The organism is Sphingomonas jejuensis, from assembly GCF_011927695.1.
Lineage (GTDB): Bacteria > Pseudomonadota > Alphaproteobacteria > Sphingomonadales > Sphingomonadaceae > Sphingomonas_K > Sphingomonas_K jejuensis.
Window position 1 is genome coordinate 1,312,388 of record NZ_JAATJE010000001.1, and the last position, 22,548, is coordinate 1,334,935.

The following is a 22,548-nucleotide window of genomic DNA, read 5'->3' on the forward strand; positions in this document are numbered from 1 at the left end:
CGCGGCAGCCCTGATCCACCGTTCCACGCAACCACTATAGCGCGGCCGCGTGGCTGACGGCTTAATGAGACGTCCGGCGCGTCGGCATGGCTGCTCGACCCTCGAGCCAAGGACATCAGGTGCCGGGCGGCTGAAGCCAGATCAATCGTGTGAACTGCGGCGCCGGTCGCCGCGGAGGACCGGCGGGACTGCGCTCATGGTGCCGCCTACAGGACTCGAACCTGTGACCCCCGCATTACGAACGAACCGGACAGCTAGGTTTTCAGCCATTCTAGCGGCGGGCGTGACTAGTCGAGGCAGGCTTAAACCCGCGTAAAACCGTGCCCTGATCCGGCCAACACCGGAGCGGCACCGGACCAGCGCCACCACCGACATCAGCCCCAAACGGGGCCATCCGCCATCACGAGCGCACGGCTGCGAACGCCTCTGCAGCCGGCGCTTTCGTGCGCCCATCGACTTCCGCCCGGGAGCCGAATTGATGTCGTTTACCCGTGTCCCCGCCGATCACGCCGCGCCGATCGGCCAACTTCTTTCCAACCTTCTCCCAGGCCGAAAGTCGTCCCGCTCGGGATCCGTCCATCGGACCGGCCGGCCCATTCACCGAAGCAGCAAGGAAGAGGGGACCTTCGAAGAGGCGTTCTTTATCGCTCCGACGAAGGGAGAGCCCGCTCAGATCCTCTCCGCGGGGAGAGCCGCTCTCGACGAGGCAAACAGGCTGCGGGCCCAGGTCCGAGCGGGAGAGCGATCTTTGACCGCAGCAGAGCGCTTGCTCGCTGACCTGACCGCCGGCACCGTGCGCGTGCTCGAGGCCTTCTGCAAATTCGCGAGATGCTTCAACGGCCGGCTCTTCCCCTCCTACGAAAGGCTGGCGACCGAGACCCGGCTTGGTCGGCGGACCGTTGCCCGCGCCTTGCGGATCCTGGAAGCGCTCGGACTTATCGTCCGACAGCGTCGCTTCAAGATGGTCGAGCAGGAAGACGGTGTTCCGGGCTATCGGCAGACCTCCAACTGCTACCAGCTCCGCCTGGGAGAGGCTCTTCGTCGGTTCGTCCCCAAGTGGATGCGCCCATCGCCACCGCCAGCCGATGCGATCCATCACGACCGGGAGGACACAGCGGCCACAGAGCGCATGATGAAGGATGCCACAGCCGTCCAGAGCGTCGCCTTCCATGCAGACGCGACGACCCCCTTGGGAGCCGTTCTTCTTCGGATGGCGCAAACCATCGATGATCGCGAGTGCCAAAATGGCACTGCACCGCGATCAGAGATCCTCTGAAAAGGGGAGAAGAGACGCATAAGGAGTCGCTTCGCGACGCGCTTGGCTGAGGTCCTTGACGGCTCCACCGACGAGCCAAGCCACAACGGCGGTCGTTGCACGACCATCGCACGGCGCTGCGCGCCGGGCTGCCGGAAGGCAGCTGGCAAAAACCGTGCCGCCAAATCGCCGAGCAAAGAGGGTGGCGCATCGATCGCGGCGGCGTAGGAGACAGCCATGACCGACGTCGAAAACGGTGCCGAAAGGCTGCAGCTTGCCTTCAGGCGATTAGCCGTCTGGCCGGAAGATGAGGCTCGGATCCTCCGCGACATCTTCTCCGGGTTCGCGCGCCGTCGGAAGAAGCCCGGAAGCTCGGCCCGCGCTTTCCCGGCGCAAGCCGAGACCTGCTGGGCATGGCTGATTACGACAGATATCCGCATGTCCGACAGCGGCGTGGCTTGGCAGGCCTTCCGCAGCTTCAGGCGGCTGACGATCGAAACGGTGGCGGAGGAGCTTGTCTGCACGCGCGGGACGGCCGCTGCCAACGTGCATGCGCTCGTCGATCATGGCTTCGCAGAGAGAAGAATGGCGGGCCTCGTCGGCGAGGTGAGGCTTATGATCCCTGTAGCGGCCATCGTGGAATTCGTGGCCGATCTCACGTCCGACGGTCGATCCCTGCGCTACGCGATCGCGACAGAGCGGTTGAGATCAGCACTTACGGACGAGTTCCATCGGGATCTGCCGTCCCGCTGAGCATCTCGCCCCAGGCATCGAACAGCCGGCGGCGTCGATCGAGCTGCTGAGCGCGGTTATACGCCGCCTCCACCTTGTCCTTCGGCGAGTGCGCCAGCGCGCGGTCGATCGCATCGCGCTCGCCGGGCAGCGCCTCGTTCAGGATCGTGGAGAAGCTCGCCCGCCAGCCGTGCGGGACGTGGCGGCCGGCGAACCGCGTCCGCGCGTAGAGCGCGCCAATCGCGGCCTCGCCGATCGGCGCGGCCCCGCAGCGGCCAACGAAGATCAGGCCATGCATATTTGCATCGGCACAATGCAGATTTGCACGCGCTGCACGCAGGACGGCCACCGCGGCGGCGCTCAGCGGGACGACATGATCGTGGCGGGCGTCGCCCTTCTTCGCCACCGCCAGCTTCATGCGCGCGGCCGGCACGCGCCAGATCGGCTCGGGTCCGTCGAGATCCTCGATCTCTTCCCACCGCGCGCCGCGGACGGCGGCCAGGCGGACGGCGGTCAGCGCCAGGAAGCGCGACGCCAGCTTCACCGCGGCGCCAGCGTCGACCAGCTCGGCCGCGGCGAGCAGCGCGCGAACGTCGTCGAGCTCGAGCAGCGCCGGCTGGTGGCGCTTGCCCGCCGGCGGCAGCAGCGCCTTGCGGACGATCGCCGCCGGATCACCGGCGACCAGATCCTCCGCCATCGCCAGCGCGAAAACGGCCGAGATCCGCTGGCGCAACCGGCGGGCGGTCTCGATCGAGCCGCGGCGCTCGACGTCGCGCAGCAGCTGCAGGACGACGGGCGCGTCGATCGCGGCGATCGGCGAGGCGCCGATCGCGGGGAAGACGTCGCGGACCAGGCTCGATTCGACGTCGACAGCGTGAACCTCGGTCCACCGCCGGCGCTGCTGCGCCATCCAGCGGCGCGCGACGGCCTCGAAGGTCTCGGCCGACCGGGCCCGATATGCACGTGCGCGCGGATCTCTCCCGGCGGCGAGCTCCGCCCGGGCGGTGTCGGCCTGCTCACGTGCATCGACCAGCGACAGCTCCGGCCAGGTGCCGAGCGTCAGCAGCTGCTCCTTGCCCGCCCAGCGGAACCGCAGGCGGAAGGATCGGGTGCCGGTGGTTGCCGCGACATGGACGTGGAGGCCCTGCCCGTCGGTCAGCTTATAAGCGGACGCACGCCGTCGGGCGCCACGGATGGACGCTTCTGTCAGCATCGGTGCCTCATGATGTTGGAAAATGGGCGCGACTGCTCGACCGCGGCGGAGGTTTCGTCCGTCGCGGTGGAGCAGCAGGCGCGGAAATGCGCGGGATCGAGGCGGTCGGCCGGGGCGCGTTACCCCGGCCGATACCCTCACCTGTTGCAGATGATCAGCTCGGTGACCCGCTGCTGGGTGGCGACGTTCCGGGCTCCCAGCGTCCAGGTCGTCGCGATCTCCTCGATCGCGAAGGCTGCGAAGGTCTCGCGGATGAAGTCGGTGGCGTTGATCGACAGGATGAACTGTCCGCGGATGGTGGCGAGCTGCTCGGCCATCGCGACATAGTCGCTGCGGCCGAAGTCGATGCCGTAGCCCTCCGTCTGGTCGTAGGGCGGGTCGAGATAGAACAGCGTCCGCGGATCGTCGTAGCGGGCGAGCACCTGGTCTTAAGGCAGCTGCTCGATCGTCACCGGCTGCAGCCTGGCGCTGAGCGCTCGCAGATCGGCGCGCAGCTGCGGGAGGTTGAAGCGGGAGCTCTGGTCCTTCCGCAGGCCGAAGGTTCGGCCAGCGACGCGGCCACCGAACGCGAGCCGCTGCAGGTAGAGGAATCGGACCGCCCGCTCGATGTCAGTCAGCGTGGTTGGATCCACGCGTTTCATCCGGTCGAACTCGGCCCGGCTCGCCACCAGGTCGCTCATCTCGTCGACGAGCGGCTGATAGTGCCGGCGGACGATCCGGAACAGGTTGGCGACGTCGCCGGACAGATCGTTGATGACCTCGGCCGTGGCGGCGCGCGGCCGGCGGAGGAAGACGCCGCCCATGCCGACGAACGGCTCGACATAGGCCCGGTGGGGCGTGGCATCGATCAGAGCGCACAGCCGCTTGGCCAGGTTGCGCTTGCCGCCGATACACGGCGCGGGAGGACGAGCAGCGCTCGACGCGGTCATTCTGGGCTTTCCTTCTGGGAGAAAGCACGTCGGCTACGCGCGCTGAGTGGCCGTCGGCCGGACTGGACGACGGTGCCCGCGCCGATCGGCGCGAGGTTCGATGGCTTCGGAGTAGCTCCGAAGGGATCTGATGATGCTGGTGGCTCGGGGAATACGCTAGCGAGAGGCCTGTCGATCCCACCCGGCGGACCGGGTGGTTAGCCGCGCAGCCTTAGGCATCTGCGCCCCGCGTATTCCCCGAGAGGTCTTTTATTCCGCAGGCCACCCGGCGAACCGGTAGGCCTAAGGACCGCGCGCGCGGGCCACTCCTCGCGGCTAAGCTCGGAGCAGCTCAGCCGGCATGGCACGCTCATGGCGCGTCGTCGAGATGGTTGTCGGCTTAGGGCAGGTCACCGGCGGCGATCTGCTGCGCCTGGCGGTGGTAGCTCTCGATCAGGCTGAGCGCGTCGGCGATCGCGTCCTCGCTGCCGGCGGCAGGCGCGAAGACGGCGTAGTAGGCGCGCAGCTGCTCGCCCTGGATCTGCCACAGCGCGATCGGCCAGCGATGCTGGCCGGGATCGGCGATCGTCGGCAGCGGCTCGCCCGGGCCGACCTCGAGCCGAAAGCCGAGCTCTTCGAACCGCGGTTGCCACTCCGTGAGCAGGGTGGCTGGATCAAGCGGGCTGATCTCGGTCGGGATCGGTGGCTCCGGTGCAGGATCCGGCGCCGGCGGCTCCGGCGTCGGCTCGGGATCCGGCGCCGGCGGCTCCGGCGTCGGCTCAGGATCTGGCGCCGGCGGCTCTGGTACCGGATCAGGCGCCGGCGGCTCCGGCTGCGGCTCCGGTGCCGGCAGATCGGGCTGCGGCGTCGGCACTGGATCGGGCGCCGGCGTCGGGATGGTCGGCGGGGTGATGTCTGCGATGTTGTCGCAGGCCGATGCTCCGCAGAGCAGCAGCAGGATGATCAGCGGCAGGCGCTTCATCGTGCGGTTTCCTTCGGGAAAGCGTCGACGGCGAGGCGACGGCGAGCATCGCAGTCGGCGATCGCCGCGGCACGATCGATCAGGCCGCGCTCGGCGCCAGCGCGCGACACCGATCCATCGGGATCAGCGAGGAGCTCGGGGATCATGCAAGGCAGCAGCGCCTTGGCCGGGATCTCTGGCGGCGGCGTTGAGCTCGGCATCGAGGGCCTGGATACCGCGCACGCGCTCAGCAGGCAGGCACAGCTCGCGGCCAGCAGGAGTCTCAGCATATCGGGTCACCGTGTCGGTTGCGCGGACGACGATCGGCGCGATGCGCGCGACCTTGTCGGCATAGGTTTGGACGGCCGCGGTCACGCGCCGCTCCGCCGCGACGCGGACCTCGGCGTTCTCGCGCTCGGCCTCGGCCTGGGCCTCGTGCCAGGCGGCACGCTCCTCCAGGCGCCCGGCCTCCTCCCGCGCGTCACCGAAGCGCAGGAGGAGGAAGACGATCAGCGCGGTTGCTACCGCGCCGATCGCCAACCGGCCCCAGGTCACGCGATCGGACGCGCGGTCGGACGGAACAGCAGCGTCAGGACGGACACCACCGCCAGGATGCCGCTCAGCACGGTGGCTTCATCAAAGCCGGCGGGCAGGAAGCCAGCGACGCCGGCGATCGCCGCGCCGGCGCTGACGACCTGGGCCCAGATCGTCTTCGACTGCCACCAGGCCTTTCCGCCCAGCTCGGGATCGAGCTCGACGATCGGTCCCGAGATCTGCAGGCGGCCGATGATGGTGACGGCGGCGAAGGCGAACATCGCGACGGTGACGACATGCGTCTCCTCGAGACCCGCCGGCACCAGGCCGAACATGCCGAGGATGGCAAAGATGAGCGCCACAAACTGGACGAGGGCCAGACGCGACGCGAAGATTGCGGAAAGGAAGGTCATGGGAGATCTCCGGAAGGCACGCGGCGCCGGCCGCCGTCGACGTGCGTCAGGTTCCTGCAGGTGGCCGGGGAAAGAGGTCAGCGCCGGCGGTCGGCCGCGCGCTGCTTGGCTTCGGCGACGAGCTGCTCGGCTTCGTCATCGGACATCGGCTTGCCGGTCACCGCTTCGAACAGCCATTGAGCGACCTTGCGGCCATCATAGGTCTGCCCGTCGGGATTGCGCGCGAAGTCGTGCAGGTTCTTCTTCACTCGACCACCCGCAGATCGCGGTCGCCGGAGCGCCACATCTGCTCGCGGATCGCCCGCGGCAGGATGATGCAGCCCATCGATGCCGTGCCCGGCGCCTTGATGCTGTCGCCGTGGATGCGGAAGGCCGAGCGGCCCGTCGCGTCGTGGCGATCGTCGGCCGTGCCGTCCTGCGCGTGGACGGTGATGGCGAACGGGCCGACGCGCTTGGAATTGTAGACGCCGACCAGCTTCCAGTCGCCGCGCGGAATCGGGCCGACCGCCTGCAGGTGCTGCATCGACGGGTTGTTCTTGCCCCGGCCTTTGCCGGAATAGCCGCGCGAGACGAGCTTGCCGTTGTGGCGCAGCTCGCCGGCGGCCTGGTGCCAGGTCCACATAGCGTTACCTCTGTTGGTGGCCGGCTCGCGCCGGCGGGATCAGTTCAGCCGATCGAGCAGGCTGGACATGTCGGCCGGAAGTGCGTCGTCGGCCGGGAAGGCGTCGCGCAGCGCGCCACGCAGCTGCTCGGGATCTCGGCGCCGCGCCGGCGACGTCGCGAAGGCCGCCTTGACCAGGGCGAAGGCGCTCATGCCTCCGCTGCCAACGATCAGGCCGGTGACGAGCGCAATATCGGTCATGGCTGGGGCCTCCGAGGGATGCCGTACTTGCGGTTGAGCGCCCACTCGAGCGCATGGAGGAAGAAGGCGAAGCCGAGCGCGCCGGTGATGGTGGCGAACAGGACCGCGAGGACCGGGCTCAGCCAGCCATGGACGTTGGCGAGGACCGCCAGGGTCGAGAACATCGGCAGCGCCGAGAACTCGCTGATCAGCAGCCAGCGCCGGCGCCGCTCCCAGCCGCTCAGCAGCGCCGGATCCGCCGGCGGCACCGGGTCGGCGCCGAGCAGGTAGGTGATGCGGGCGGCGAAGGCGACGAGCGCGCCGAAATAGCAGACGGCCCAAAGGACCGCGATCTCCCAGCGGTTCATGGCAGCCCTCCCGCGTTCAAGGTCTTGCAGCTCCGCGGAGCCGTCACCGGCTCCGCGATCGCCAGCGTCATGGAAGGAGGCAGGGATGCGCGTCGGTCGGCATCTCGACCAGGATCGGCTGGTCGTTCTGCGCAGGAAGGCAAGGCTCGCCCGACCCGCCGGGGTGGGTAACCGGAGGAACGGTGCGCGACGTCTCGCAGCCGGCAAGCGCCAGCAGCGCTGCCGAGAGCAGCAACAGCTTCATGGTGGTCTCCTTGGATGCCGGATCGCCCCGGCGAGCATCGTGCCGGCTCGACGCCGACGCGGATCTGATCGATCAGAGGTGCGTGACGTCCACCAGCAGCGCGTTGACCATGTCGTTCCGCCAGAACTCGCGCGCGGGATCAGGCTGGGAGCCGTAGTTGATCAGGCCCATGACATCGTCGAACGACACCTCGCCGGTGTCGCAGGTGCTGCCATCCCACCTGGTTCCGTAGAGCTTGCCGTTGACCCGGCGGTACCATTGCTGATCCCGACCCGGCTCTCCCGGGTTGCCCGGGTCGATGATGACCGGACCACCGTCGCCCTGGACCTCCTCGGTCTCGTAGCCATGACCCGAGAACGACGGGTAGATCGTGGCGTAGGTTCGCCCTGCCGGCAGCGTGGCGACGTTGTTTTCGCCCTCGCTGTGGCTGAGCAGCCCACCCACGCGCAGCACCTTCAGGTCGCTGCTGTAGGTCATCCGCCCCTGCTCGTCGAAGAGCCAGATGCCTACCGAAGATGGGGGCGTTTGGATTGTCGGCGTTGCCGCGAAGATCCAGTAATCGACGATCGAGCCGACCGGGCCTTCGGTATGGAAGACCTGGTCCGAGCCGCTGATCCCGGAGCGGCCGACGTAGAAGGGTGCGCGCAGCGCGATCATCTGGCGACTGTCCGCAGGGATCAGCAGCGTGCTGGGCGCGGTGTTGGAGCCGAACCGCGCCTGCGTCGCCTTCGATCCTTTGCCGACAAAGCTGTAGGTCGGCAGGCTGGCGTCGAACTGCAGCTTGCCGTCGGCGCGAAACACTTGGAACACCGCCGCCATCACCGCACCCCGTAGAGGAAGCGGGACTGCACCCGGCTATCCGGCGATGCGTTCAGATCTGCATAGGACCAGGTTAGCGTGCCACCGCTGAAGGAGAAGGCGGGCAGATTATTTGGAGCTCCACCGCTGAGCGCCAGGCCGCCGCTGATCACGACGATGAAGGGATCGCCAAGCGCAAGCCGCGGATCGGTGATGGTGCCCGACTTAGGCGAGCCCGGGCCGCCGATCACCGCCTCCCCGACGATCAGCGCCACCGCGGTGTTGGTGTCGACGATCGTGTTCCCGGCGACATCGACAACCTGAAGCATCAGGGAAGGCCGATCCGGAAGGCCAGGGTGCCGTTCGGATGGCGCGCCTCGATCAGCGGGCCTGAGATATACATCGAGCCGCGCGCATCCTGCGTCGTGAAGGTGCCGATGTTGGCGCTGATCGCCGACAAGCTGGTGACGTTGATGTGGTTAGCATCAACTTGGTCGAGGGCGGCCACGTTGCCGAGCAGACGCTGCCAATAGGTGCCGTCGAAGCGATAGAGCTCCTTGGACGTCGGACGGTGCCAAACGTCGCCGGCGACCATGCCGCTCGTCGGCTGAGCATCCTGATTGTAGACAATCGTCGCTCGTCCAGCCGGGCCGACCTGTCCGGGCACGCCCTGGACACCTTGGATGCCCTGCACGCCTTGAGCACCGGGAGCGCCAGGGTTGCCCTGAACGCCCTGCGGCCCTTGGATCAGCGACCAGGTGTAAGAGGCAGGGCTCGGGCTGTCGGCGAGGGTCTGGTCGGTGTAGACGCCGATGTACCGTCGGTTGGTGGGATCATCGATGCTGAAGTCGACGGTGCCGTTCGGCGCATTGCTGTAGGCGAAGTGGATGTAGGTCGGCTGTCCGTTCGCGCCGGCGGCACCCGGGATGCCGTTCGCGCCGTCCGATCCCCTCCACGGCGACCAAGTGTACGTGGCAGGATCCTGGCTGTCAGCATCGGCCTGGTCGACATAGACCCCGATGAAGCGCCGGCCGTCCGCAGCCCCAATCGTAAAGTCCAGCACGCCGTCGGCCGAGTTCGCATAGGCGAGATGGATGCGCTCGGACAGTCCGCCGGCGCCAGGTGGTCCTTGGATCCCCTGCTGCCCGTCAAGGCCGCGCTCACCGGGAGGCCCCGCGGGCCCGGCTGGCCCGGCCGGCCCTGGCCGCGCTTCCACTTCATCCAGCGCCGCAAGCAGCGGGTAATTGCGCCAATCGTAGATGTCTGGCTCCGGCAGCTGCACCGCCGGCGCTTCTTCGCGATCCCAGGCGTAGATCGAGGGATGCTCGACCAGCAGCACCATGCGGCAGCGGCCGTCGAGCGAGATCGTCCGCTCAAGCACCCGGAACAGCCTGGCGACAAAGCCGAGATGCGGGAAGTCGAGCGTGATGACGTCGCCACGCTTCACGCCCCAGCCGACGGCGCGGAAGTCGGCCGTGAAGCGGCCGCCGTAGAGCATCCGCTGCAGACGCTGCTTGATCAGGCGCTGCGCCTGGCCGACCGACTGAACGAGGTCGAAGTCGGCCGACAGCACGCGGTCGATACCGTCGGGTGACGGGATCGTGATGTGAGGATAGTCGACGGCCTGGTAGAGCGCCTGCGGTGACGCATCGATGTAGCGGCCGCGACCGACGTTGCGCGTCTCATCCAGGCTGAGCGTCGGCTCCCACAGCACGCCGCCGAGCACGTCGCTGGCGGTGAAGTGGGCGACCGGCAGCGCCAGGTCGTTGTGCCAGATCCGGAGCGACAGGCGCCCGCCATCATCGATCAGGCGGCCGTTGATGGCGCCTTCCCAGCGCTGGATGACCGCGGAGCCTTCCTCGTCTTCCGTAACGACACCGTCGGTCCGGTACCGCGGCTCGGTGCCGCCGGCGGCCTTCGCCACCGCCTCGTCCGCAAGGTTGGCGGCGGTGATCCAGCTGGCGAGGTCCAGCCGCGACGGCGGCGTGCCGCGGCCGACCGCCAGCTTGCCGTTGATGCGCCAGCCGAGCAGCTGGTTGAGCAGGCCGAGCGCGCCGTTGCGGCCGATCGCGTCGCTCCCGACGGTATAGGCCCAGGTCGCCTGGTTGTCGGCACGCATCGTGCCCGATCCGCCCGGGACCGTGCTGTCGCGGCGAGGATCGTAGTAGAGCCGACCCTCGCCGACGATCGTCACGCGGTTGGTGATCGCCTGCGCGAACGGGCTTTCCGCCTTCTTGCTGTTGCCCGTCCGCTTGAACCGGACATAGAGCAGCGCGCAGCCGGTCAGCCGGCGCCGCGTGGCCGCGCTCCAGCGCGGGCTGATGTAGACGGTGTTGGTGGCGGTCGCCTCGAGGATCGGCGTCACCTGCAGGTAGCCGGCGAACTCGGCCGCCACGCCGGTGGCGCTGGACCAGGCGAGCTTCGCGTCGAGCCACAGCTCCTGAATGGAGTGGACGCGGTGCGAGGCTACCGCGAAGACCCGCCAGAGATATTCCTGCTCGGCGCCGACGAACTCCTCGTAGCGCACGTCCGTGCCCATCGCGGTCCGGCCATGGACCGACAGGCGCGATGCCGACGCGACCAGCGATGCCTGCAGGCGCTCGCCAGTCCCGCGGCTCGCCGCCTTCGCGGGCGACAGCATGCCAGCGACGCCGGCGACCAGGCTGGCGCCGAGCGCGACCGCGCGCGCGGCGGCCGCGATCGGCGCGAGCGGCGGGATGAAGCTGGCAACCGTCGCGACGACGCCGGCGACCGTGCCGATGACGCTGGCGACGCTCTTGACCGCTTTCGCCATCAGGCCCTCCAGGCCCGCGACCATTCCGGCCGCGGCTTCGAGATCAGACCCTCGTCGCTGACGAACCACCCGAGCGCGCCCATGCAGACGCCGATCGAGCCGGCGCGCCCGTTCCCGATCATCACCAGGTCGCCACGCTGCGCGAGGCCGGGTGTGATCCGCTCCAGGTGACGGTCGAAGGTCCGCGTGATCGTCCCGGCACCATGCGTGCGCAGCGCCGCGGCCGCGCCGGCGGCATCGTCATAAGTGCCGCGAAAGGCGGCGCCATGATCGGTCCCGGTCAGCGCGAGCACGATGTCAGCGCCCCAAAGCGCGCAGTCGTGAGATCCCCATGCGAAGGGTCGATGCATGGCGCCGGTGATCAGCGCGTGCAGCCGTGGCTCCCAAGTGGCGACGCGGCTCATCGGCTCTGCATCCGCTCGTAGAGGTAGCTGGCCGTGGTGGTGCGCCCGCCACCGCTGCCCCCGCCCGTCGGCGTCGACACGCCGGTGGCGAAGCCGCCGTTGGCGACGGCGATCGCCGCGGCGGCAGACTCGTCCTCCGGATCGAACTCCTTCTGGTCGAGGTAATTGCGCAAGCTGGGCGGCGACAGCGACGCCAGGTAGTTCTCGACCTGCACCCGGACCTTCGCCCCCTCAGGCTCGACGTCCATTTTCATGTTGACGATGTAGCCGGTGTAGTAGGCCCAGATCGTGCCCTGCGGCGCCCAGGCGGCATCGGCGACGCCCTGCCAGAGCCGCGCGACCCGACCCTGCCAGTTGGCGGTGTCGCCGATCGTGTTGAGCAGCTCCTCGTCGGGCAGGATCAGGCCGGACAGCGAGAAGGTAACGGTGTCGGCGCCGCTCTCTCCGAACTTGACCGGCCCGACCTCGACCAGGGTCGGCTCCAGCGCCATGAACTCGTGCCCGTCGAGCTCCGGATCGCCGGTGCCGGCAGGCGTCAGGCTGGTCGGCCAGGTGGTGGCGCGGATCGGCTCGCCGACCAGGTCGAGCCACGCCAGGAAGCGCGGGCGCACGACTTCCTGGCGCAGCTGAAGCTGCGCTGCGCTGTCCGGCCTGGTTGCCATCAGAACGCCTCCGAGGCCTCGATCGAGAAGCTGTAGAGCTGGCCGGGATCGACGCCCCATTCCGACACGTCGCTGTCCAGCGCCACCAGCGCCGTTGGCCGGTGCAGAACCACCGGCGCGCCGATCGTCGGCGATCGACGGAGCAGCGGGCGGAAGTCGGCCGTGGCTGTGACGCCGCCGGCGCCACCGGTCATCAGGTCGGCCGCCAGGATCAGCGGCTGATCGGCCACGGTGATGATCTGGCCGGCCCGCAGCAGCCGCCGGTTCGTGGTGCGGAAGTCGGCAGGACCGACGGTGATGGTGATCGACGAAGCCGACGGCACCGCCGCCACCACCGCGGTGATCTCGGCATCGATCTGAGCTCGCTCGGTCACCGGGATGCGGAACGTGTGCACCTGGCCGGAAAGCCGCGCGAAGAAGGCGCGCCATGCCAGCATCCGCTCCTCGCCGCGGATCGGGACATGCTCGGCTGTCAGGCTCAGCCGCGTTGGCCCGGGCAAGCCCATCACCTGCCGCGCGCCGGTCCACGCCGAACGGTTGACCTGCGCGGGTGCCTGCAGCCGGTACTTGACCGAGCGGAAGGCGATGTCGGGAAGCGGGATGATCGCCATCAGAGCCCCTGTCTCGTGATCGTGCCGATCGCCGCCTCGAAGCCGGCCTGGGCGCCTTGCTGCGCCGCCTGCACCGCCAGCGGCTCCGCGATCGCGCGAGCGCGGCCGTCCACCACCACGTCGAACATGGGGGACGGCTCGATCCGCACGATCGGCGTCGGGGCCTGGGCGCGCTGCGCCTCCGCTCGGCTCACGCCGGGCGTGCGCAGCCCGCTGTGCGGGATGACGCGCGCCGACTGGCGGAAGCGCACCCGCTCCGGGCCGCGCTCGCCGACAATGACGTCCTGACCCGGGTAGACCGATCCGCCGCCGGCGCGGCCTGGCAGGCTGCTGCCGCTGAGGAGCGATCCGAGGCTGCCAAAGATCGAGCCGCCTCCGCTGCTCCCGCCATCCATTCCACCGAAGAGGCTTTCGGCCAGCGGCTTGATGATGGCCTGCTGGATGGCAATTCGCGCCAGATCGGCGATGATCGAGCGCGCCATGTCGCCGAAGGCATCCTCGATCGACTTCGCGCCGGTCAGCACGTCCAGGATCTCGTCGTTCAGGCTCCGCAGCTTGTCGACCGCGATCGCCTCCACCGCCTCCGCGGCCTCCGCGGCGTTCTGCGGCAGAGCATCGATGTAGCTCTCGAGCGGCCCGGCGGTGTTGCGGCGGATGCTCTCGCGATCGCCGGCCTTCAGCTGGTCGAGCATGGCGAGCCGCGCCTGGGCGATCTGCGCCTCGGCATCGGTCGCACCGTTGGCGACCGTCACCGCGCGGAGCCGCGCCCGCTCCTCGTCATATTGGATGTCGAGGATCCGCAGCTCGAGCGCGCGGCGCTCGTCGGACGTGCGGGCGAGGTTCGCCTGGGTGCGCAGCAGATCCTGCTGGTTGCCCAACCCGGCTTGCAGCACCTCGAGCGCTTCGCGGTCAATCCGGCGCCGTTCGGCGAGGTCGACTGCTTGTGTCTCGAGGTCGGCACGCTGGTCGTTCAGCGACTGCAGGGCGGCAACCTGCGCGGCGGTGAAGCGCTGCAGGCCACCCGGTCCCTGGGTCTCGATCTCGTCGTTGCGGTTGATCCGTTCCGCGTTGATGCGAGCCTTCTCGATCGCGGCACGCTCGACGGCGGAGTTGCTGAGCTCGGCCCGGGCGGCAGCGATGTCGTTACCCGCCTGGCGCTCGGCCGAGGCGTAGGCACGCGCGTCGCCGGCAGCGTCGCGGACCGCAGCCGCCTCCTGCCGAGCCGCCGCGGCCGTCTCGCGCCGGGCACCCGCTGCAGCCCGACCAGCCAAGCGCTCGCCACTTGCCGAGCGGAAGTCGGCCGCGTCGCGCTGCGCCTGGGAAAGCGCCGCCTCAGCGGACAAGCCGTCGGCCCGGTACTTCTTGAACTGCGTCAGCTCGAACTGCTGCGCCTGAAGGTCAGCGATCTGGGCGCGGTTGCCGCGTTGGCGGGCGATCGTCAGGTCGCGACGCGTGCGGGCGAGCTCGCCGTCAACGTCGCGGCCGCCATTCAGATCGACGGCCGTGAGCTCCGTTTCGAGCGGACGCCGGCGTAGAGCGGAATAGCCGCGGGCAGCAGCGGCCTGGTTTGCGCGCGCCTGGTCGCGTGCGGCGATTGCGCTCGCCTCTTCGGCACGCTCCTGCGGAGACAACATGATCGGCGCTGCGCGGAAACCCGCCGTCGATGTCTGGGACCGACGAAGATTGATCCGGTCGAGGCGGGCCTGCGCCCGCGCTTCATCGACCTGGGCGGCGCCATAGCTTTCGACCAGCGATGCTTTCTGCTCGTCCCGCCGGCGCTGCGCCAGGATCTGCAGCTGTCGCGCGGCTTCGCCGACGGCGCCGGCAAAGCTCAGCATCTGGTTGGCACCGGTGGCGGCTGCGTTGCCAGCCGCCGAAACACCGCCGGCGGCCGCGCGTCCCGTCGACGCCAGCCCGGCGAGCGTCTCGTTCAGCTTGCGGGTGTTCTCCTCGAGCTGGCGCTGATCGGCTGCCGCATCGCGCGTAGTGTCCTGGTAGGTCAGGATCGCCGTGACGAGCGCACCGATCGCCAGCACGGCGAGGCCGACAGGTCCACCCACTAAGGCGAGGCTGCCGGCGAGAAGCTTGGTGGCAACTGCGCCAGCGCGCGCGGCCAAGGTGGCCGCCTTGGTGGCTTCGGTCGAGGCGCGGGCCGCGACGCCTGCGCGGGCCTGAGCTGCCGCCAGCGCAGTTTCGGAAGCGGCGATCTCAGCGTTGGCGATGGCCAGGGCGCGCTTGGTCGTAATCTGCGCCTTGAGATCCTGGTTGGCGCGCGCTGCGTCAGGGACCGATCGGGTCACGCCGACCGTGCCGAACCCGGCTGCAGCATTTGCCCGAACCGCCGCCTGCGCTTGAAGCGCCTCGGCGCGCTGCCGCTCGATCAGGGTCAGATTAGCGGCGAGCTGGGTGGCATCCTGGCGGCGCGCGGCGATGGTCGCCTCGATCGCCGCGACCTCGGCCGCCGCCGCGGCAGCTGCAGCCTGCGCACGCTGGGCCTGGGCCGTCTTTCCCGCGAGCAGCACGAGGTTCTGAGACGTCAGCTCCGTCCGCAGCGTCGACGCTGCTGCGACCGCGGCCATTATCGGACCGACTGCGAACCGGGAGGCAAACCCGACGCCGATCAACGCCAGGGCCGGCGCGATCAGGTCGAGATTGTCTGCCAGCGCGACGATCGCGGCTGAGATCTGCGACGTCGCGCCCGCGCCGGCATCAGCCTCGCCCACATATTTGGCGAGAGCATTGTTGAGGACGGTGAACGACGCGCCGATCGTCAGCTGCGCCCGGGTCGCCTGCTGCTCAAGCTGGGCGGATCCGTTGAGGAAGCCTTGGAAGAACTCCTGGCTGGAGAGCTTGCCTTCGATGACCTCGCCGCGCAGCTTCGTCACCGATCCACCGAATCGCTCGATGCCGTTCGCCACCGCCTGCAAAATCGGCCGAGCGCCCTCGTTGATCGAGTTGAACTCTTCAGCCCGGACGATCGCGCCGCCCATCGCCTGCGACAACTGCAGCAGCGCGCCCTGCGCCGCCGCCGGATCGCCGCCCTGGACCTTCAGCGCAGCGGCAACGCCATTGGTGAACCGCAGCAGATCCGCCTCGCTCGCCCCGAGCTCAACCCGGGATTGCGAGAGGCGGCCGAACAGCGTGCCGACGCCCTCCAGCTCGACCCCGTAGCGCTGTGCCGTCTGGAATAGGCGCTCCTGGACGCGCGACAGCGCCTCGCCCTCGAGGCCTGCGACCTTCAGCTGGTTGGTGTAGCGGGTGTAGGCGTCGGCGAAGGCGGCCGCGCGGTCGGCAGTGAAGACGGCGCTGAGCGTCCCGGCCGACGCGAGAAGCGCGGTGCGCATCCCGCCGGCCGATCGCCGCACCTGCGCCTCCACATTCGCCGTAGTGGTGCCGATCGACTGGATTGCCGCATTGGTTTGGCGGACGTGCGCCGCCATGCCGGTCGCGGGGCGACCGAGCCCTGCGAAGCGTCTATCGACCCGTGCGAGCTTGGTGTCGGCCGACTTGGCGAAGCGATCGATCACGCCGTCACCGGCGCGCAGGTTCGCACGCAGCAGCTCGATGCGCGCGTCGACCTCGAGCATCAGGGCCTTGACGTCGGTGCGTTCCGCCATCGTGCCCTCCTCTTCAATGGATCAGCCGGTCGGCGCCGTCTTCGGAGGCGGGTTCATTTCCCGCCATCCTTCCCAGGCCGACCAGAACTCGGTCGGCGTCGATGCCCAGAACTCGGCCGCGCTCCAGCCGAGCGCCGCCGCCGCTAATCCTGCGAGGCGACGTCGGGGATCGCGGTCGTCCCCAACGTCATCGCTTCCCCCGGTCGGAGCTCGCCTTCCGCCGTGCAGCCGCCGGTGGCAGCCTCGGCCAAGACGATCGCCAGCATGGCCTGCATGCGATCAAGGCCACCCTGCTCGGCATAGACCAGCTGCCCGACGCGCGCGGTCGACCAGCGCGCGGCGCGATCGTCATCGGCCTGGATCAGCCGGGTGACGATCGTGCCGACGTCCCCGAGCGACAGCGCGCCCAGGTCGGCCTGGGACGACAGCTGGATCAGGCCGCGGCCGAGCTCGCGCTCGACCTTGATGATCGCCTCGTATGAGGGCCGCAGGCGATAGCTCTGCCCGGCCAGGTCGATGTCGAGCTGGCCGCGCAGGTCCGCCGCCGGCGGCGGCGCGCCCACCGGCTCGTTGAGGTCGGTGGGCGCGTCCATCACGACAGCTCGTCGACGGTCGGCGTTTCGGCCAGCGTCAGCGTGGTGCCGACGGTGACGGACTCGCCCTGGTTGAAGGCGGTGTCGTCGAGCGTGGTGTACATCGACGCCGCGAAGACGACATCTTCCTCGGCGAAGGGCTTCTTGCGGATCTGGTAGATCGCGGTCTCGTCAGAGACGTTGAGCGTCTCCATTCGCGAGTAGCCGTCCGCATCCGGCAGCGACGGCGTCAGCTGCAGGGTGAGCGTCAGCGTGCGCAGGCCCGGCGTCTGGGTGTCATACCCTTCCGTGTCCTTCGTCGCGTTCGACGTGAAGTTGCGGCCGCCGTTGCGGGTCAGGTTGCCCTGACCTGCCGGCTGCGCGAACGTGGTGCCGGCGGCGTTGCCGACGAACAGGCGATAGTCGTTGCCCTTAAGCTTCATTGTTCACTCCATGAAAAAGGGCGACCTGTCACCAGGCCGCCCGCCACCATTTCCGTTGCCGCGCCGCTCAGCGCAGCGCGCGAACCTCCACGTCGATCGAGCCGAGATAGGCGTCGAGCTCGTCGTCCTCGGCGAGGTCGGTGCGCTCCCAGCTCATCTCGAGTCGCCAGCTGGTGCCGTCCTCGTCATCGGGCACGTCGATCTCGAAGCCGTCGAGCAGCGTCTCGATCGCAGCCGCGAGGTCGATCGCGGGCTTACGCTCCTGCCCTTCGGTCACCAGGCCGATGTTGACGGTCAGCAGCCGGTCCGGATCGTCCTTCCCGCCCAGGCGGTTCGCGGTCATGTCGCCCAGCTTCACGAACGGAAGCCCGACGCCTGCGGGCACGTCCTGGTAGACGGCCGCCGCGATCGCGCCATTCAGCCGCTCGAACAGCGCCAGCTCGGCCGCGCTCAGTGCGTTCATGCGCCCGCTCCCTTCGCCGATCGCATGGCCCGGTCATAGGCTCTGAGGAGGCGCCCCCTCATGATGCGGCGGACGTTGGTGAAGCGGCCCGTCACGAAGCGCTTTGGCGCCATGGCCGGAACCTTCATGGTGTAGGTGCCGGCGATGTCCTCTGCCGGCTTGCGACCACCCACAAGACGCTTGAAGATGCCCCGCTTCCGCCGTTCAACCCGCACGTTCTGGGCGCGTCGGCCGAGATCCTGGATCCTCGCATAGAACAGCTTCGCACGGCCGCGAGGCGTACCGATCAGGCCGACCCGCAGGCGCAGCGTCTTGGCGAGCACCCGGAAGGAGATGCCCCGGATCGTCGCGCCCGTCTTCTTCGGCGCTCGAGCCTGCATGGCCCGAGCCAGTGCCTGGCCGCCGTCATTCAGCTCGCCGGCGATCTCGTCCTGCAGCCGATCCGGAAACGTCTTCAGCACCCGCTTCGCGAGCTTGGAAACCTTGGTGCGGCTCACCGCTTCAGCCCGCTTTCGCAGATCAGGACCAGCTCGCGGCGATCAGGGGTTGGCGCCAAGGCCTTGATGTCGAGCAGCTGCTCGCCCCAGACGAGCCGATCGGTCGGCAGCACGTCGTCACGCCAGCGGATCGTCACCCGCCAGCTCTGCCGGGCAGCGACCGCCAGATTGCGGAGCGCCTCGTCGCCGGTCAGGGCGAGCACCTGCGCCCAGACCGTCGCCGCCCGTGCGATCGGTGCCCAGCTGACCGTGCGGCCGCCCCGGCCGTTCGGTGTCTCACCCTGGCGCTCGATCGTCACCCGATGGCGATAGTCGCCGGGTGTCAGCGCCCGCGCCATGCTCAGGCCAGTCCGGCGAGGCGGAAAGAGCTGATCTGGCTGTTGATCGAGCGCGTGCGGTTCGGCTCCTCGCCGAACATCTTCTCCTCCACAAGCAGCAGCAGGATAGACATGACGCGCGCCGGCAGCTGGGCATAGCCCGCCAGGTACCGGACGCGCCGCTCGCGGCCTCCCAGCACCGGATCGGGCTGGACGATGCTGTGGTCGCCCTGGATTGCAAACGGCTCCTTGTCGATCTCGGTCCAGACGCCGGCGACACGCTCTTCCACGGCCTCGATCTCGACGATCGGGCGCAGCGGGAGCGGTTGAACCTCATGCGCCGGCGACAGCATGGCCTCGCGCGTGGTCGGCAGCAGCGACCGGTTCAGCCGGCCGCCCTCGCCATCGAGCTCGTCGATCGCCGCTTCGAAGTGGAGCTTGATCAGGTCGTCCTGCGCCTCGCCATCGATGCGCAGGTGAAGCTTCAGCAGCTCGAGCTGCTGCGCCGGGTCCGCCCAGGCCGGATCAGCCATCGGCTTCGATCCGGGCCTCGTAGACGCCGGCACGCTTGTTGAGCGCCGGCGCGGAGATCCGCACCCGGTCGCCGTCGATCATCGCAAAGCGCGCGCTCTCCGGACGCTTGCCGGTACGGTTGGCGGCAAAGGCCAGCTCGCCCTGGACGATCGCCGCGTCGCCGTCGTGCACGCCCTCGATCTGCAGGCGAACGATCTTGCCCGGGTTCAGCAGCATGGACGGCTCCTCAGAGGTTGCGCAGGGTGGTGACGAAGGTGAACTCGACGCTCTGCCCGTCGGGCAGCAGGCCCGACACGGTGATGTCGGCCTGCGTGCCTGACCCGTTGAAGGCTTCGTCGTTGCGGCGCTCCGCCACGATCTCTGCCCGGAGCTGCCCGATCTGGCCGTCTGTCGACAGGAAGGGTGCCGGATCGCTCATGGCGCGGAAGCCGCGCAGATAACCTGCCGCGTTGACGACAATCGAGGTGATGCTCTCCAGCTCCACCCCCTCGCCCAGCACGTCGGCGAAGCTGAAGGCGATGTCCCGCCGGGTGTGCGGATCCATCGGCGCCGGCAGGATCTCCGCGCCGAGCGGCACGCCCGCTCCCCGCGCCGCGGCCGACTGCAGCGTCTTGAAGGTCACCGTCCACTCGGGCCGTGCCGTGATCGTCCCGCGACCAGGCGTCGGAGTGGGCGTTGGGGTGGGCGTCGGAGTGGGCGTCGGCGTCGGCGTCGGCGTCGGGGTGCCGCCGCTGGTGACCGCCATCGGCGTCGTCTGTGCCTGCGCCGGGATCGTGTCTCCACCGCTATACGCGCCCCGCGCCATGCTCGTGTCGTCGGGATTGTAGCCGTAGTAGGACCGCCAGCGCTTGGCCGTGCCACGGCCCGTCAGGCGGACCTGCGTCGTCCCCGGGATCACCGCCGCGTCCGAAGCGGACACCGCGCTGAAGGTCTCGCCGCTCGTGTCCGGAGACGTTTCATAGCCGGTCAGTGCCGACCCGGAGAGCGACGCAGCGCCATTCAGGTTGTGGTCGATGATCAGGTCGGAGCCCGACACCGTTGCCGACGTCGGCAACGGCCCGCGGCCATCCGGTGCCGAGCCTCCGGCCGCCCGCACGATCGCCCAGGCGATGCGCTTCAGCAGCTGGATGTAGGCAGCGTAGTTGTAGTGGTAGGCGTCATCGGGATCGCGCGGCACGCCGAGCGACTCCCAACCGACCGACGTCTTCAGAGCCGCGCTGCCGACCGTCTTCTGCGCGGCCTGCAGGCGGTTCCAGTATCGCCGGCAGGCCGCAGGCGAGCCTATCGGCGGCGTGTCGTTGGCATATTTGCCGGTGACACCCACGACGATCGGCGCCTCCGGGAACTCGCCCTCGGCGCGGAAGGCGTTCCTCAGCGTGTTCAGATGGGTCGGCCAGTTGTCCGCCCCGGCGTCGCCGTCGGCGCCGGCCGCCTCGTTCTCGCCCTGGAAGACGACGAGCATCTCCGGCGTGTAGCCGTTCGCCCGCGCTTTCATGTCCTCGAACGCGATGCCGCTCGGCGCCGGGCCGTCCCAGCCGCCGGCACCGGGCAGCTGGGCGGTCAGCGACGCCGCATAGGCGCCCCATGCCCAACCCATGACGGGCATGTTCAGCAGCTTGGCGACTTCCGACGCAATGTCGTTGATGAAGTTCATGGCGCCGGGCGCATCGATGCCGCGGTAGCGCCAGGTATCGTCGCCGGCGTTCCAAAGCGCGTAGGCCTGGTTGAGGATGGCGGGCGCCCCGCCGGGTCGAGCGGCGGTCTGCATGCCGCCAGCATTGCTCTGGCCGCCGACACAGAAGCTGAAGCCGCATGCGGTCCGCGTGGGGGACAGCGCCTTGGCCGCCTTGCCGCTGGTGAAGACGACGCCCCACTCGATGTCCCAGGCTTCGTCGTCGGTGCGCCCGACGGGCACGTCGACCGACTGCGTCACTTCCTGCCCCGAGACGCTGCTGGCGATGCCGATATCCCAATCGCGCACCACCTCGCCGGTCTCGGCCGAGACGATGCGGTGGATGCCCGACTGCGGCGTGCCGCCGGCGGCGGTCATGGTTCGGGTGATCCGCCGCGGCCCGCTCGGCGAGCGCGGCAGCGCGGGCGGCACCGCCGGGCGGGTGCAGGTCAGGCCGGGGATGGCGAACTCGTTCGCCATAGGTTTGCCGTTGGTGAAGGACTCCGACGTCTCGGCGTAGAGGCCGACCTTCCCGCTCTTCGGTCCGGTATAGGCCGAGACATCGATCGCCGGGAGCGGCGAGCCATTGCCGGCGTAGGCTTGGACGTAGACGCCGTTGACGTAGATCTGCAGCGCGCCCGCGCCGTCTAGGGACGCCTCGACCAGGATCGTCGGTGTCGTCGACACCCAGTTGTTCGACGGGACGATCTGCGTGAACAGAACGCCGCCGTCAGCGCCGTGCTGATTGACCTGATAGAAGTTGTTGAAGCCGCCGCCCGACACCAGGATGCGATTGTTTGCCGGCTGGAACCTGATCTGCAGGAAGCTGCCGGCGTTCCACCACATCACGGCGCCGCACCGGTCAAAGCTTGCTGACGAGAAGCCCTCCGGCGGGATCTCCCACGTCCAGCGGAAGCGGTTCACGACAGTCGCCGGACCGTAGCGCGCGGCGATCGGGGCCTCGTAGTCCTCATAGACCCGAACGCGGCCGCCGTTGATCTTCCAGGCCGCGGCTGCGCCGGCACCACTGTTGTCGGCGCGGCCGACTTCCCAGTCCGGACGCGCGCTGAGCAGCTGACCGGCGGGCGCACCCTCGAAGGTGTCGACCAGGCCGAGGTCAAAATCAGGCGTTATCGGCATCGGCGGCCTCGCAGGTCAGGATCGGAAGGAAGGTGGCCGGACCGCCGAAGCAGCCCGGCGGGGTCTCAGGCGGTGGCGCGTGCGACCCGGGCTGCGCTGATCACGTCGCGCAGCGTGGCGTCGTCCGCCTCGGCTGAGATCTCGATCTGCTCGGCCGCCGCCACCGCGATCAGCACGTCGCGATCGAGCTTCGCCAGGTCGGCGCGGTTGTCGCGGATCAGCTTGCGCATGCCGTCGAGCGTGACGCCAATGCCGATCGTCACCTTCTCGAGCTTCGCGGCCTCGCGGAGCTGCGCGCCGTTCATGCCGTCCAGCGGGTCAGGGAGCGCCGGCGGCGGTGCGGCGCTACCCTGGTCCGCTGCCTGGACGAATGGATCCTCCAGCTCCTTTCCGAACGCATCGGTCAGTCGGCCGCCGGCGTCCAGGAACGCGGCGACCCGACGCGACACGAAGTGCAGCTCGGAGGCAGGGGGGCGGCCATCGATCACGGACCCGGCCGTGAACGCCTCCGGCTCGGACGCCTTCGTCGTGTAGTCGACCAGGAACTTGATCATG

28 protein-coding genes and 1 pseudogene are annotated in these 22,548 nt (G+C 69.1%); 2 read left to right on the forward strand and 27 right to left on the reverse strand.

The features are described from left to right. The first annotated feature begins 478 nt into the window (after positions 1–478). The gene (locus GGR88_RS15670) at positions 479–1,276 is read left to right on the forward strand and encodes a helix-turn-helix domain-containing protein (RefSeq protein ID WP_425338466.1); all 798 of its coding nucleotides are present in this window, start codon (positions 479–481) and stop codon (positions 1,274–1,276) included. Between the two features lie 216 nt (positions 1,277–1,492). Continuing rightward, entirely contained in the window at positions 1,493–2,008 is a 516-nt protein-coding gene (locus tag GGR88_RS06635) for a hypothetical protein (RefSeq protein WP_167953772.1), read from the forward strand. Here the strand turns inward: GGR88_RS06635 and GGR88_RS06640 are convergent. The 27 genes and pseudogenes from GGR88_RS06640 to GGR88_RS06770 form a co-directional block, all read right to left on the reverse strand. Then, entirely contained in the window at positions 1,971–3,200 is a 1,230-nt protein-coding gene (locus GGR88_RS06640) for a tyrosine-type recombinase/integrase (RefSeq protein WP_167953773.1), read from the reverse strand. The genes GGR88_RS06635 and GGR88_RS06640 overlap by 38 nt on opposite strands. A 137-nt stretch (positions 3,201–3,337) precedes the next feature. Then, a pseudogene (locus tag GGR88_RS06645) lies at positions 3,338–4,129 on the reverse strand (DNA adenine methylase). Between the two features lie 379 nt (positions 4,130–4,508). After that, positions 4,509–5,090: a hypothetical protein gene (locus GGR88_RS15050; RefSeq protein ID WP_209023205.1), complete on the reverse strand. Its 582-nt coding sequence runs from the start codon at positions 5,088–5,090 to the stop codon at positions 4,509–4,511. Then, positions 5,087–5,236 (reverse strand): hypothetical protein, encoded by a 150-nt coding sequence (locus GGR88_RS06655; RefSeq protein ID WP_167953774.1) that lies wholly within the window; start codon positions 5,234–5,236, stop codon positions 5,087–5,089. Before GGR88_RS06655 ends, GGR88_RS15050 begins: the two co-directional genes overlap by 4 nt. Then, positions 5,214–5,624, reverse strand: a complete 411-nt coding sequence (locus GGR88_RS06660) for a hypothetical protein (RefSeq protein WP_167953775.1) — start codon at positions 5,622–5,624, stop codon at positions 5,214–5,216. The genes GGR88_RS06655 and GGR88_RS06660 overlap by 23 nt, the downstream gene beginning before the upstream one ends. After that, positions 5,621–6,016, reverse strand: a complete 396-nt coding sequence (locus GGR88_RS06665) for a hypothetical protein (RefSeq protein WP_167953776.1) — start codon at positions 6,014–6,016, stop codon at positions 5,621–5,623. Before GGR88_RS06665 ends, GGR88_RS06660 begins: the two co-directional genes overlap by 4 nt. Before the next feature lie 77 nt (positions 6,017–6,093). Continuing rightward, a complete protein-coding gene (locus GGR88_RS06670) occupies positions 6,094–6,264 on the reverse strand; it encodes a hypothetical protein (RefSeq protein WP_167953777.1) in 171 nt (56 codons plus the stop codon). Next, positions 6,261–6,638 carry a tlde1 domain-containing protein gene (locus tag GGR88_RS06675; RefSeq protein WP_167953778.1) on the reverse strand — a complete coding sequence of 126 codons (378 nt, stop codon included), beginning with the start codon at positions 6,636–6,638 and terminating at the stop codon, positions 6,261–6,263. The genes GGR88_RS06670 and GGR88_RS06675 overlap by 4 nt, the downstream gene beginning before the upstream one ends. Positions 6,639–6,677: 39 nt before the next feature. Then, positions 6,678–6,878 (reverse strand): hypothetical protein, encoded by a 201-nt coding sequence (locus tag GGR88_RS06680; RefSeq protein ID WP_167953779.1) that lies wholly within the window; start codon positions 6,876–6,878, stop codon positions 6,678–6,680. Then, the gene (locus GGR88_RS06685) at positions 6,875–7,225 is read right to left on the reverse strand and encodes a hypothetical protein (protein ID WP_167953780.1); all 351 of its coding nucleotides are present in this window, start codon (positions 7,223–7,225) and stop codon (positions 6,875–6,877) included. Before GGR88_RS06685 ends, GGR88_RS06680 begins: the two co-directional genes overlap by 4 nt. Positions 7,226–7,292: 67 nt before the next feature. Beyond that, positions 7,293–7,469: a hypothetical protein gene (locus tag GGR88_RS06690; RefSeq protein ID WP_167953781.1), complete on the reverse strand. Its 177-nt coding sequence runs from the start codon at positions 7,467–7,469 to the stop codon at positions 7,293–7,295. A 72-nt stretch (positions 7,470–7,541) separates the two neighbouring features. Next, the gene (locus GGR88_RS06695; protein ID WP_167953782.1) at positions 7,542–8,288 is read right to left on the reverse strand and encodes a hypothetical protein; all 747 of its coding nucleotides are present in this window, start codon (positions 8,286–8,288) and stop codon (positions 7,542–7,544) included. Further along, positions 8,288–8,596, reverse strand: a complete 309-nt coding sequence (locus GGR88_RS06700; protein ID WP_167953783.1) for a hypothetical protein — start codon at positions 8,594–8,596, stop codon at positions 8,288–8,290. Before GGR88_RS06700 ends, GGR88_RS06695 begins: the two co-directional genes overlap by 1 nt. Further along, positions 8,596–11,061, reverse strand: coding sequence for a phage tail protein (locus GGR88_RS06705; RefSeq protein ID WP_167953784.1), 2,466 nt, complete (start codon positions 11,059–11,061; stop codon positions 8,596–8,598). Before GGR88_RS06705 ends, GGR88_RS06700 begins: the two co-directional genes overlap by 1 nt. Continuing rightward, entirely contained in the window at positions 11,061–11,465 is a 405-nt protein-coding gene (locus GGR88_RS06710) for a DUF6950 family protein (RefSeq protein WP_167953785.1), read from the reverse strand. The genes GGR88_RS06705 and GGR88_RS06710 overlap by 1 nt, the downstream gene beginning before the upstream one ends. Next, a complete protein-coding gene (locus GGR88_RS06715) occupies positions 11,462–12,127 on the reverse strand; it encodes a hypothetical protein (RefSeq protein ID WP_167953786.1) in 666 nt (221 codons plus the stop codon). The genes GGR88_RS06710 and GGR88_RS06715 overlap by 4 nt, the downstream gene beginning before the upstream one ends. After that, positions 12,127–12,738 (reverse strand): hypothetical protein, encoded by a 612-nt coding sequence (locus GGR88_RS06720; RefSeq protein ID WP_167953787.1) that lies wholly within the window; start codon positions 12,736–12,738, stop codon positions 12,127–12,129. The genes GGR88_RS06715 and GGR88_RS06720 overlap by 1 nt, the downstream gene beginning before the upstream one ends. Then, positions 12,738–16,355 carry a tape measure protein gene (locus tag GGR88_RS06725; RefSeq protein WP_167953788.1) on the reverse strand — a complete coding sequence of 1,206 codons (3,618 nt, stop codon included), beginning with the start codon at positions 16,353–16,355 and terminating at the stop codon, positions 12,738–12,740. The genes GGR88_RS06720 and GGR88_RS06725 overlap by 1 nt, the downstream gene beginning before the upstream one ends. Before the next feature lie 143 nt (positions 16,356–16,498). Continuing rightward, the gene (locus tag GGR88_RS06730) at positions 16,499–16,948 is read right to left on the reverse strand and encodes a GTA-gp10 family protein (protein WP_167953789.1); all 450 of its coding nucleotides are present in this window, start codon (positions 16,946–16,948) and stop codon (positions 16,499–16,501) included. Further along, on the reverse strand, positions 16,948–17,370 hold the full coding sequence (locus tag GGR88_RS06735) for a phage tail tube protein (RefSeq protein ID WP_167953790.1): 423 nt from the start codon (positions 17,368–17,370) through the stop codon (positions 16,948–16,950). Before GGR88_RS06735 ends, GGR88_RS06730 begins: the two co-directional genes overlap by 1 nt. Positions 17,371–17,437: 67 nt before the next feature. Next, positions 17,438–17,833: a gp17 family tail completion protein gene (locus tag GGR88_RS06740; RefSeq protein WP_167953791.1), complete on the reverse strand. Its 396-nt coding sequence runs from the start codon at positions 17,831–17,833 to the stop codon at positions 17,438–17,440. Beyond that, positions 17,830–18,330 carry an HK97 gp10 family phage protein gene (locus GGR88_RS06745; protein ID WP_167953792.1) on the reverse strand — a complete coding sequence of 167 codons (501 nt, stop codon included), beginning with the start codon at positions 18,328–18,330 and terminating at the stop codon, positions 17,830–17,832. The genes GGR88_RS06740 and GGR88_RS06745 overlap by 4 nt, the downstream gene beginning before the upstream one ends. Further along, a complete protein-coding gene (locus GGR88_RS06750) occupies positions 18,327–18,668 on the reverse strand; it encodes a phage head closure protein (protein WP_167953793.1) in 342 nt (113 codons plus the stop codon). Before GGR88_RS06750 ends, GGR88_RS06745 begins: the two co-directional genes overlap by 4 nt. 2 nt (positions 18,669–18,670) lie before the next feature. Next, a complete protein-coding gene (locus GGR88_RS06755) occupies positions 18,671–19,180 on the reverse strand; it encodes a head-tail connector protein (protein WP_167953794.1) in 510 nt (169 codons plus the stop codon). Then, positions 19,173–19,397 carry a hypothetical protein gene (locus tag GGR88_RS06760; protein ID WP_167953795.1) on the reverse strand — a complete coding sequence of 75 codons (225 nt, stop codon included), beginning with the start codon at positions 19,395–19,397 and terminating at the stop codon, positions 19,173–19,175. The genes GGR88_RS06755 and GGR88_RS06760 overlap by 8 nt, the downstream gene beginning before the upstream one ends. Before the next feature lie 10 nt (positions 19,398–19,407). Then, positions 19,408–21,993, reverse strand: a complete 2,586-nt coding sequence (locus GGR88_RS06765) for a hypothetical protein (protein WP_167951674.1) — start codon at positions 21,991–21,993, stop codon at positions 19,408–19,410. 65 nt (positions 21,994–22,058) lie between these two features. Next, complete coding sequence (locus tag GGR88_RS06770; RefSeq protein ID WP_167953796.1) at positions 22,059–22,547, reverse strand: hypothetical protein; 489 nt, start codon at positions 22,545–22,547, stop codon at positions 22,059–22,061. Position 22,548 lies beyond the last annotated feature (1 nt).

Bases quoted from the DNA above. Each gene is read 5' to 3' on its own strand.
- GGR88_RS15670 (WP_425338466.1), top strand. From the start codon at position 479: ATGTCGTTTACCCGTGTCCCCGCCGATCACGCCGCGCCGATCGGCCAA.
- GGR88_RS06635 (WP_167953772.1), top strand. From the start codon at position 1,493: ATGACCGACGTCGAAAACGGTGCCGAAAGGCTGCAGCTTGCCTTCAGG.
- GGR88_RS06640 (WP_167953773.1), bottom strand. From the start codon at position 3,200: ATGCTGACAGAAGCGTCCATCCGTGGCGCCCGACGGCGTGCGTCCGCT.
- GGR88_RS15050 (WP_209023205.1), bottom strand. From the start codon at position 5,090: ATGAAGCGCCTGCCGCTGATCATCCTGCTGCTGCTCTGCGGAGCATCG.
- GGR88_RS06655 (WP_167953774.1), bottom strand. From the start codon at position 5,236: ATGATCCCCGAGCTCCTCGCTGATCCCGATGGATCGGTGTCGCGCGCT.
- GGR88_RS06665 (WP_167953776.1), bottom strand. From the start codon at position 6,016: ATGACCTTCCTTTCCGCAATCTTCGCGTCGCGTCTGGCCCTCGTCCAG.
- GGR88_RS06675 (WP_167953778.1), bottom strand. From the start codon at position 6,638: ATGTGGACCTGGCACCAGGCCGCCGGCGAGCTGCGCCACAACGGCAAG.
- GGR88_RS06680 (WP_167953779.1), bottom strand. From the start codon at position 6,878: ATGACCGATATTGCGCTCGTCACCGGCCTGATCGTTGGCAGCGGAGGC.
- GGR88_RS06685 (WP_167953780.1), bottom strand. From the start codon at position 7,225: ATGAACCGCTGGGAGATCGCGGTCCTTTGGGCCGTCTGCTATTTCGGC.
- GGR88_RS06690 (WP_167953781.1), bottom strand. From the start codon at position 7,469: ATGAAGCTGTTGCTGCTCTCGGCAGCGCTGCTGGCGCTTGCCGGCTGC.
- GGR88_RS06695 (WP_167953782.1), bottom strand. From the start codon at position 8,288: ATGGCGGCGGTGTTCCAAGTGTTTCGCGCCGACGGCAAGCTGCAGTTC.
- GGR88_RS06700 (WP_167953783.1), bottom strand. From the start codon at position 8,596: ATGCTTCAGGTTGTCGATGTCGCCGGGAACACGATCGTCGACACCAAC.
- GGR88_RS06705 (WP_167953784.1), bottom strand. From the start codon at position 11,061: ATGGCGAAAGCGGTCAAGAGCGTCGCCAGCGTCATCGGCACGGTCGCC.
- GGR88_RS06710 (WP_167953785.1), bottom strand. From the start codon at position 11,465: ATGAGCCGCGTCGCCACTTGGGAGCCACGGCTGCACGCGCTGATCACC.
- GGR88_RS06715 (WP_167953786.1), bottom strand. From the start codon at position 12,127: ATGGCAACCAGGCCGGACAGCGCAGCGCAGCTTCAGCTGCGCCAGGAA.
- GGR88_RS06720 (WP_167953787.1), bottom strand. From the start codon at position 12,738: ATGGCGATCATCCCGCTTCCCGACATCGCCTTCCGCTCGGTCAAGTAC.
- GGR88_RS06725 (WP_167953788.1), bottom strand. From the start codon at position 16,355: ATGGCGGAACGCACCGACGTCAAGGCCCTGATGCTCGAGGTCGACGCG.
- GGR88_RS06730 (WP_167953789.1), bottom strand. From the start codon at position 16,948: ATGGACGCGCCCACCGACCTCAACGAGCCGGTGGGCGCGCCGCCGCCG.
- GGR88_RS06735 (WP_167953790.1), bottom strand. From the start codon at position 17,370: ATGAAGCTTAAGGGCAACGACTATCGCCTGTTCGTCGGCAACGCCGCC.
- GGR88_RS06740 (WP_167953791.1), bottom strand. From the start codon at position 17,833: ATGAACGCACTGAGCGCGGCCGAGCTGGCGCTGTTCGAGCGGCTGAAT.
- GGR88_RS06750 (WP_167953793.1), bottom strand. From the start codon at position 18,668: ATGGCGCGGGCGCTGACACCCGGCGACTATCGCCATCGGGTGACGATC.
- GGR88_RS06755 (WP_167953794.1), bottom strand. From the start codon at position 19,180: ATGGCTGATCCGGCCTGGGCGGACCCGGCGCAGCAGCTCGAGCTGCTG.
- GGR88_RS06760 (WP_167953795.1), bottom strand. From the start codon at position 19,397: ATGCTGCTGAACCCGGGCAAGATCGTTCGCCTGCAGATCGAGGGCGTG.
- GGR88_RS06765 (WP_167951674.1), bottom strand. From the start codon at position 21,993: ATGCCGATAACGCCTGATTTTGACCTCGGCCTGGTCGACACCTTCGAG.
- GGR88_RS06770 (WP_167953796.1), bottom strand. From the start codon at position 22,547: ATGATCAAGTTCCTGGTCGACTACACGACGAAGGCGTCCGAGCCGGAG.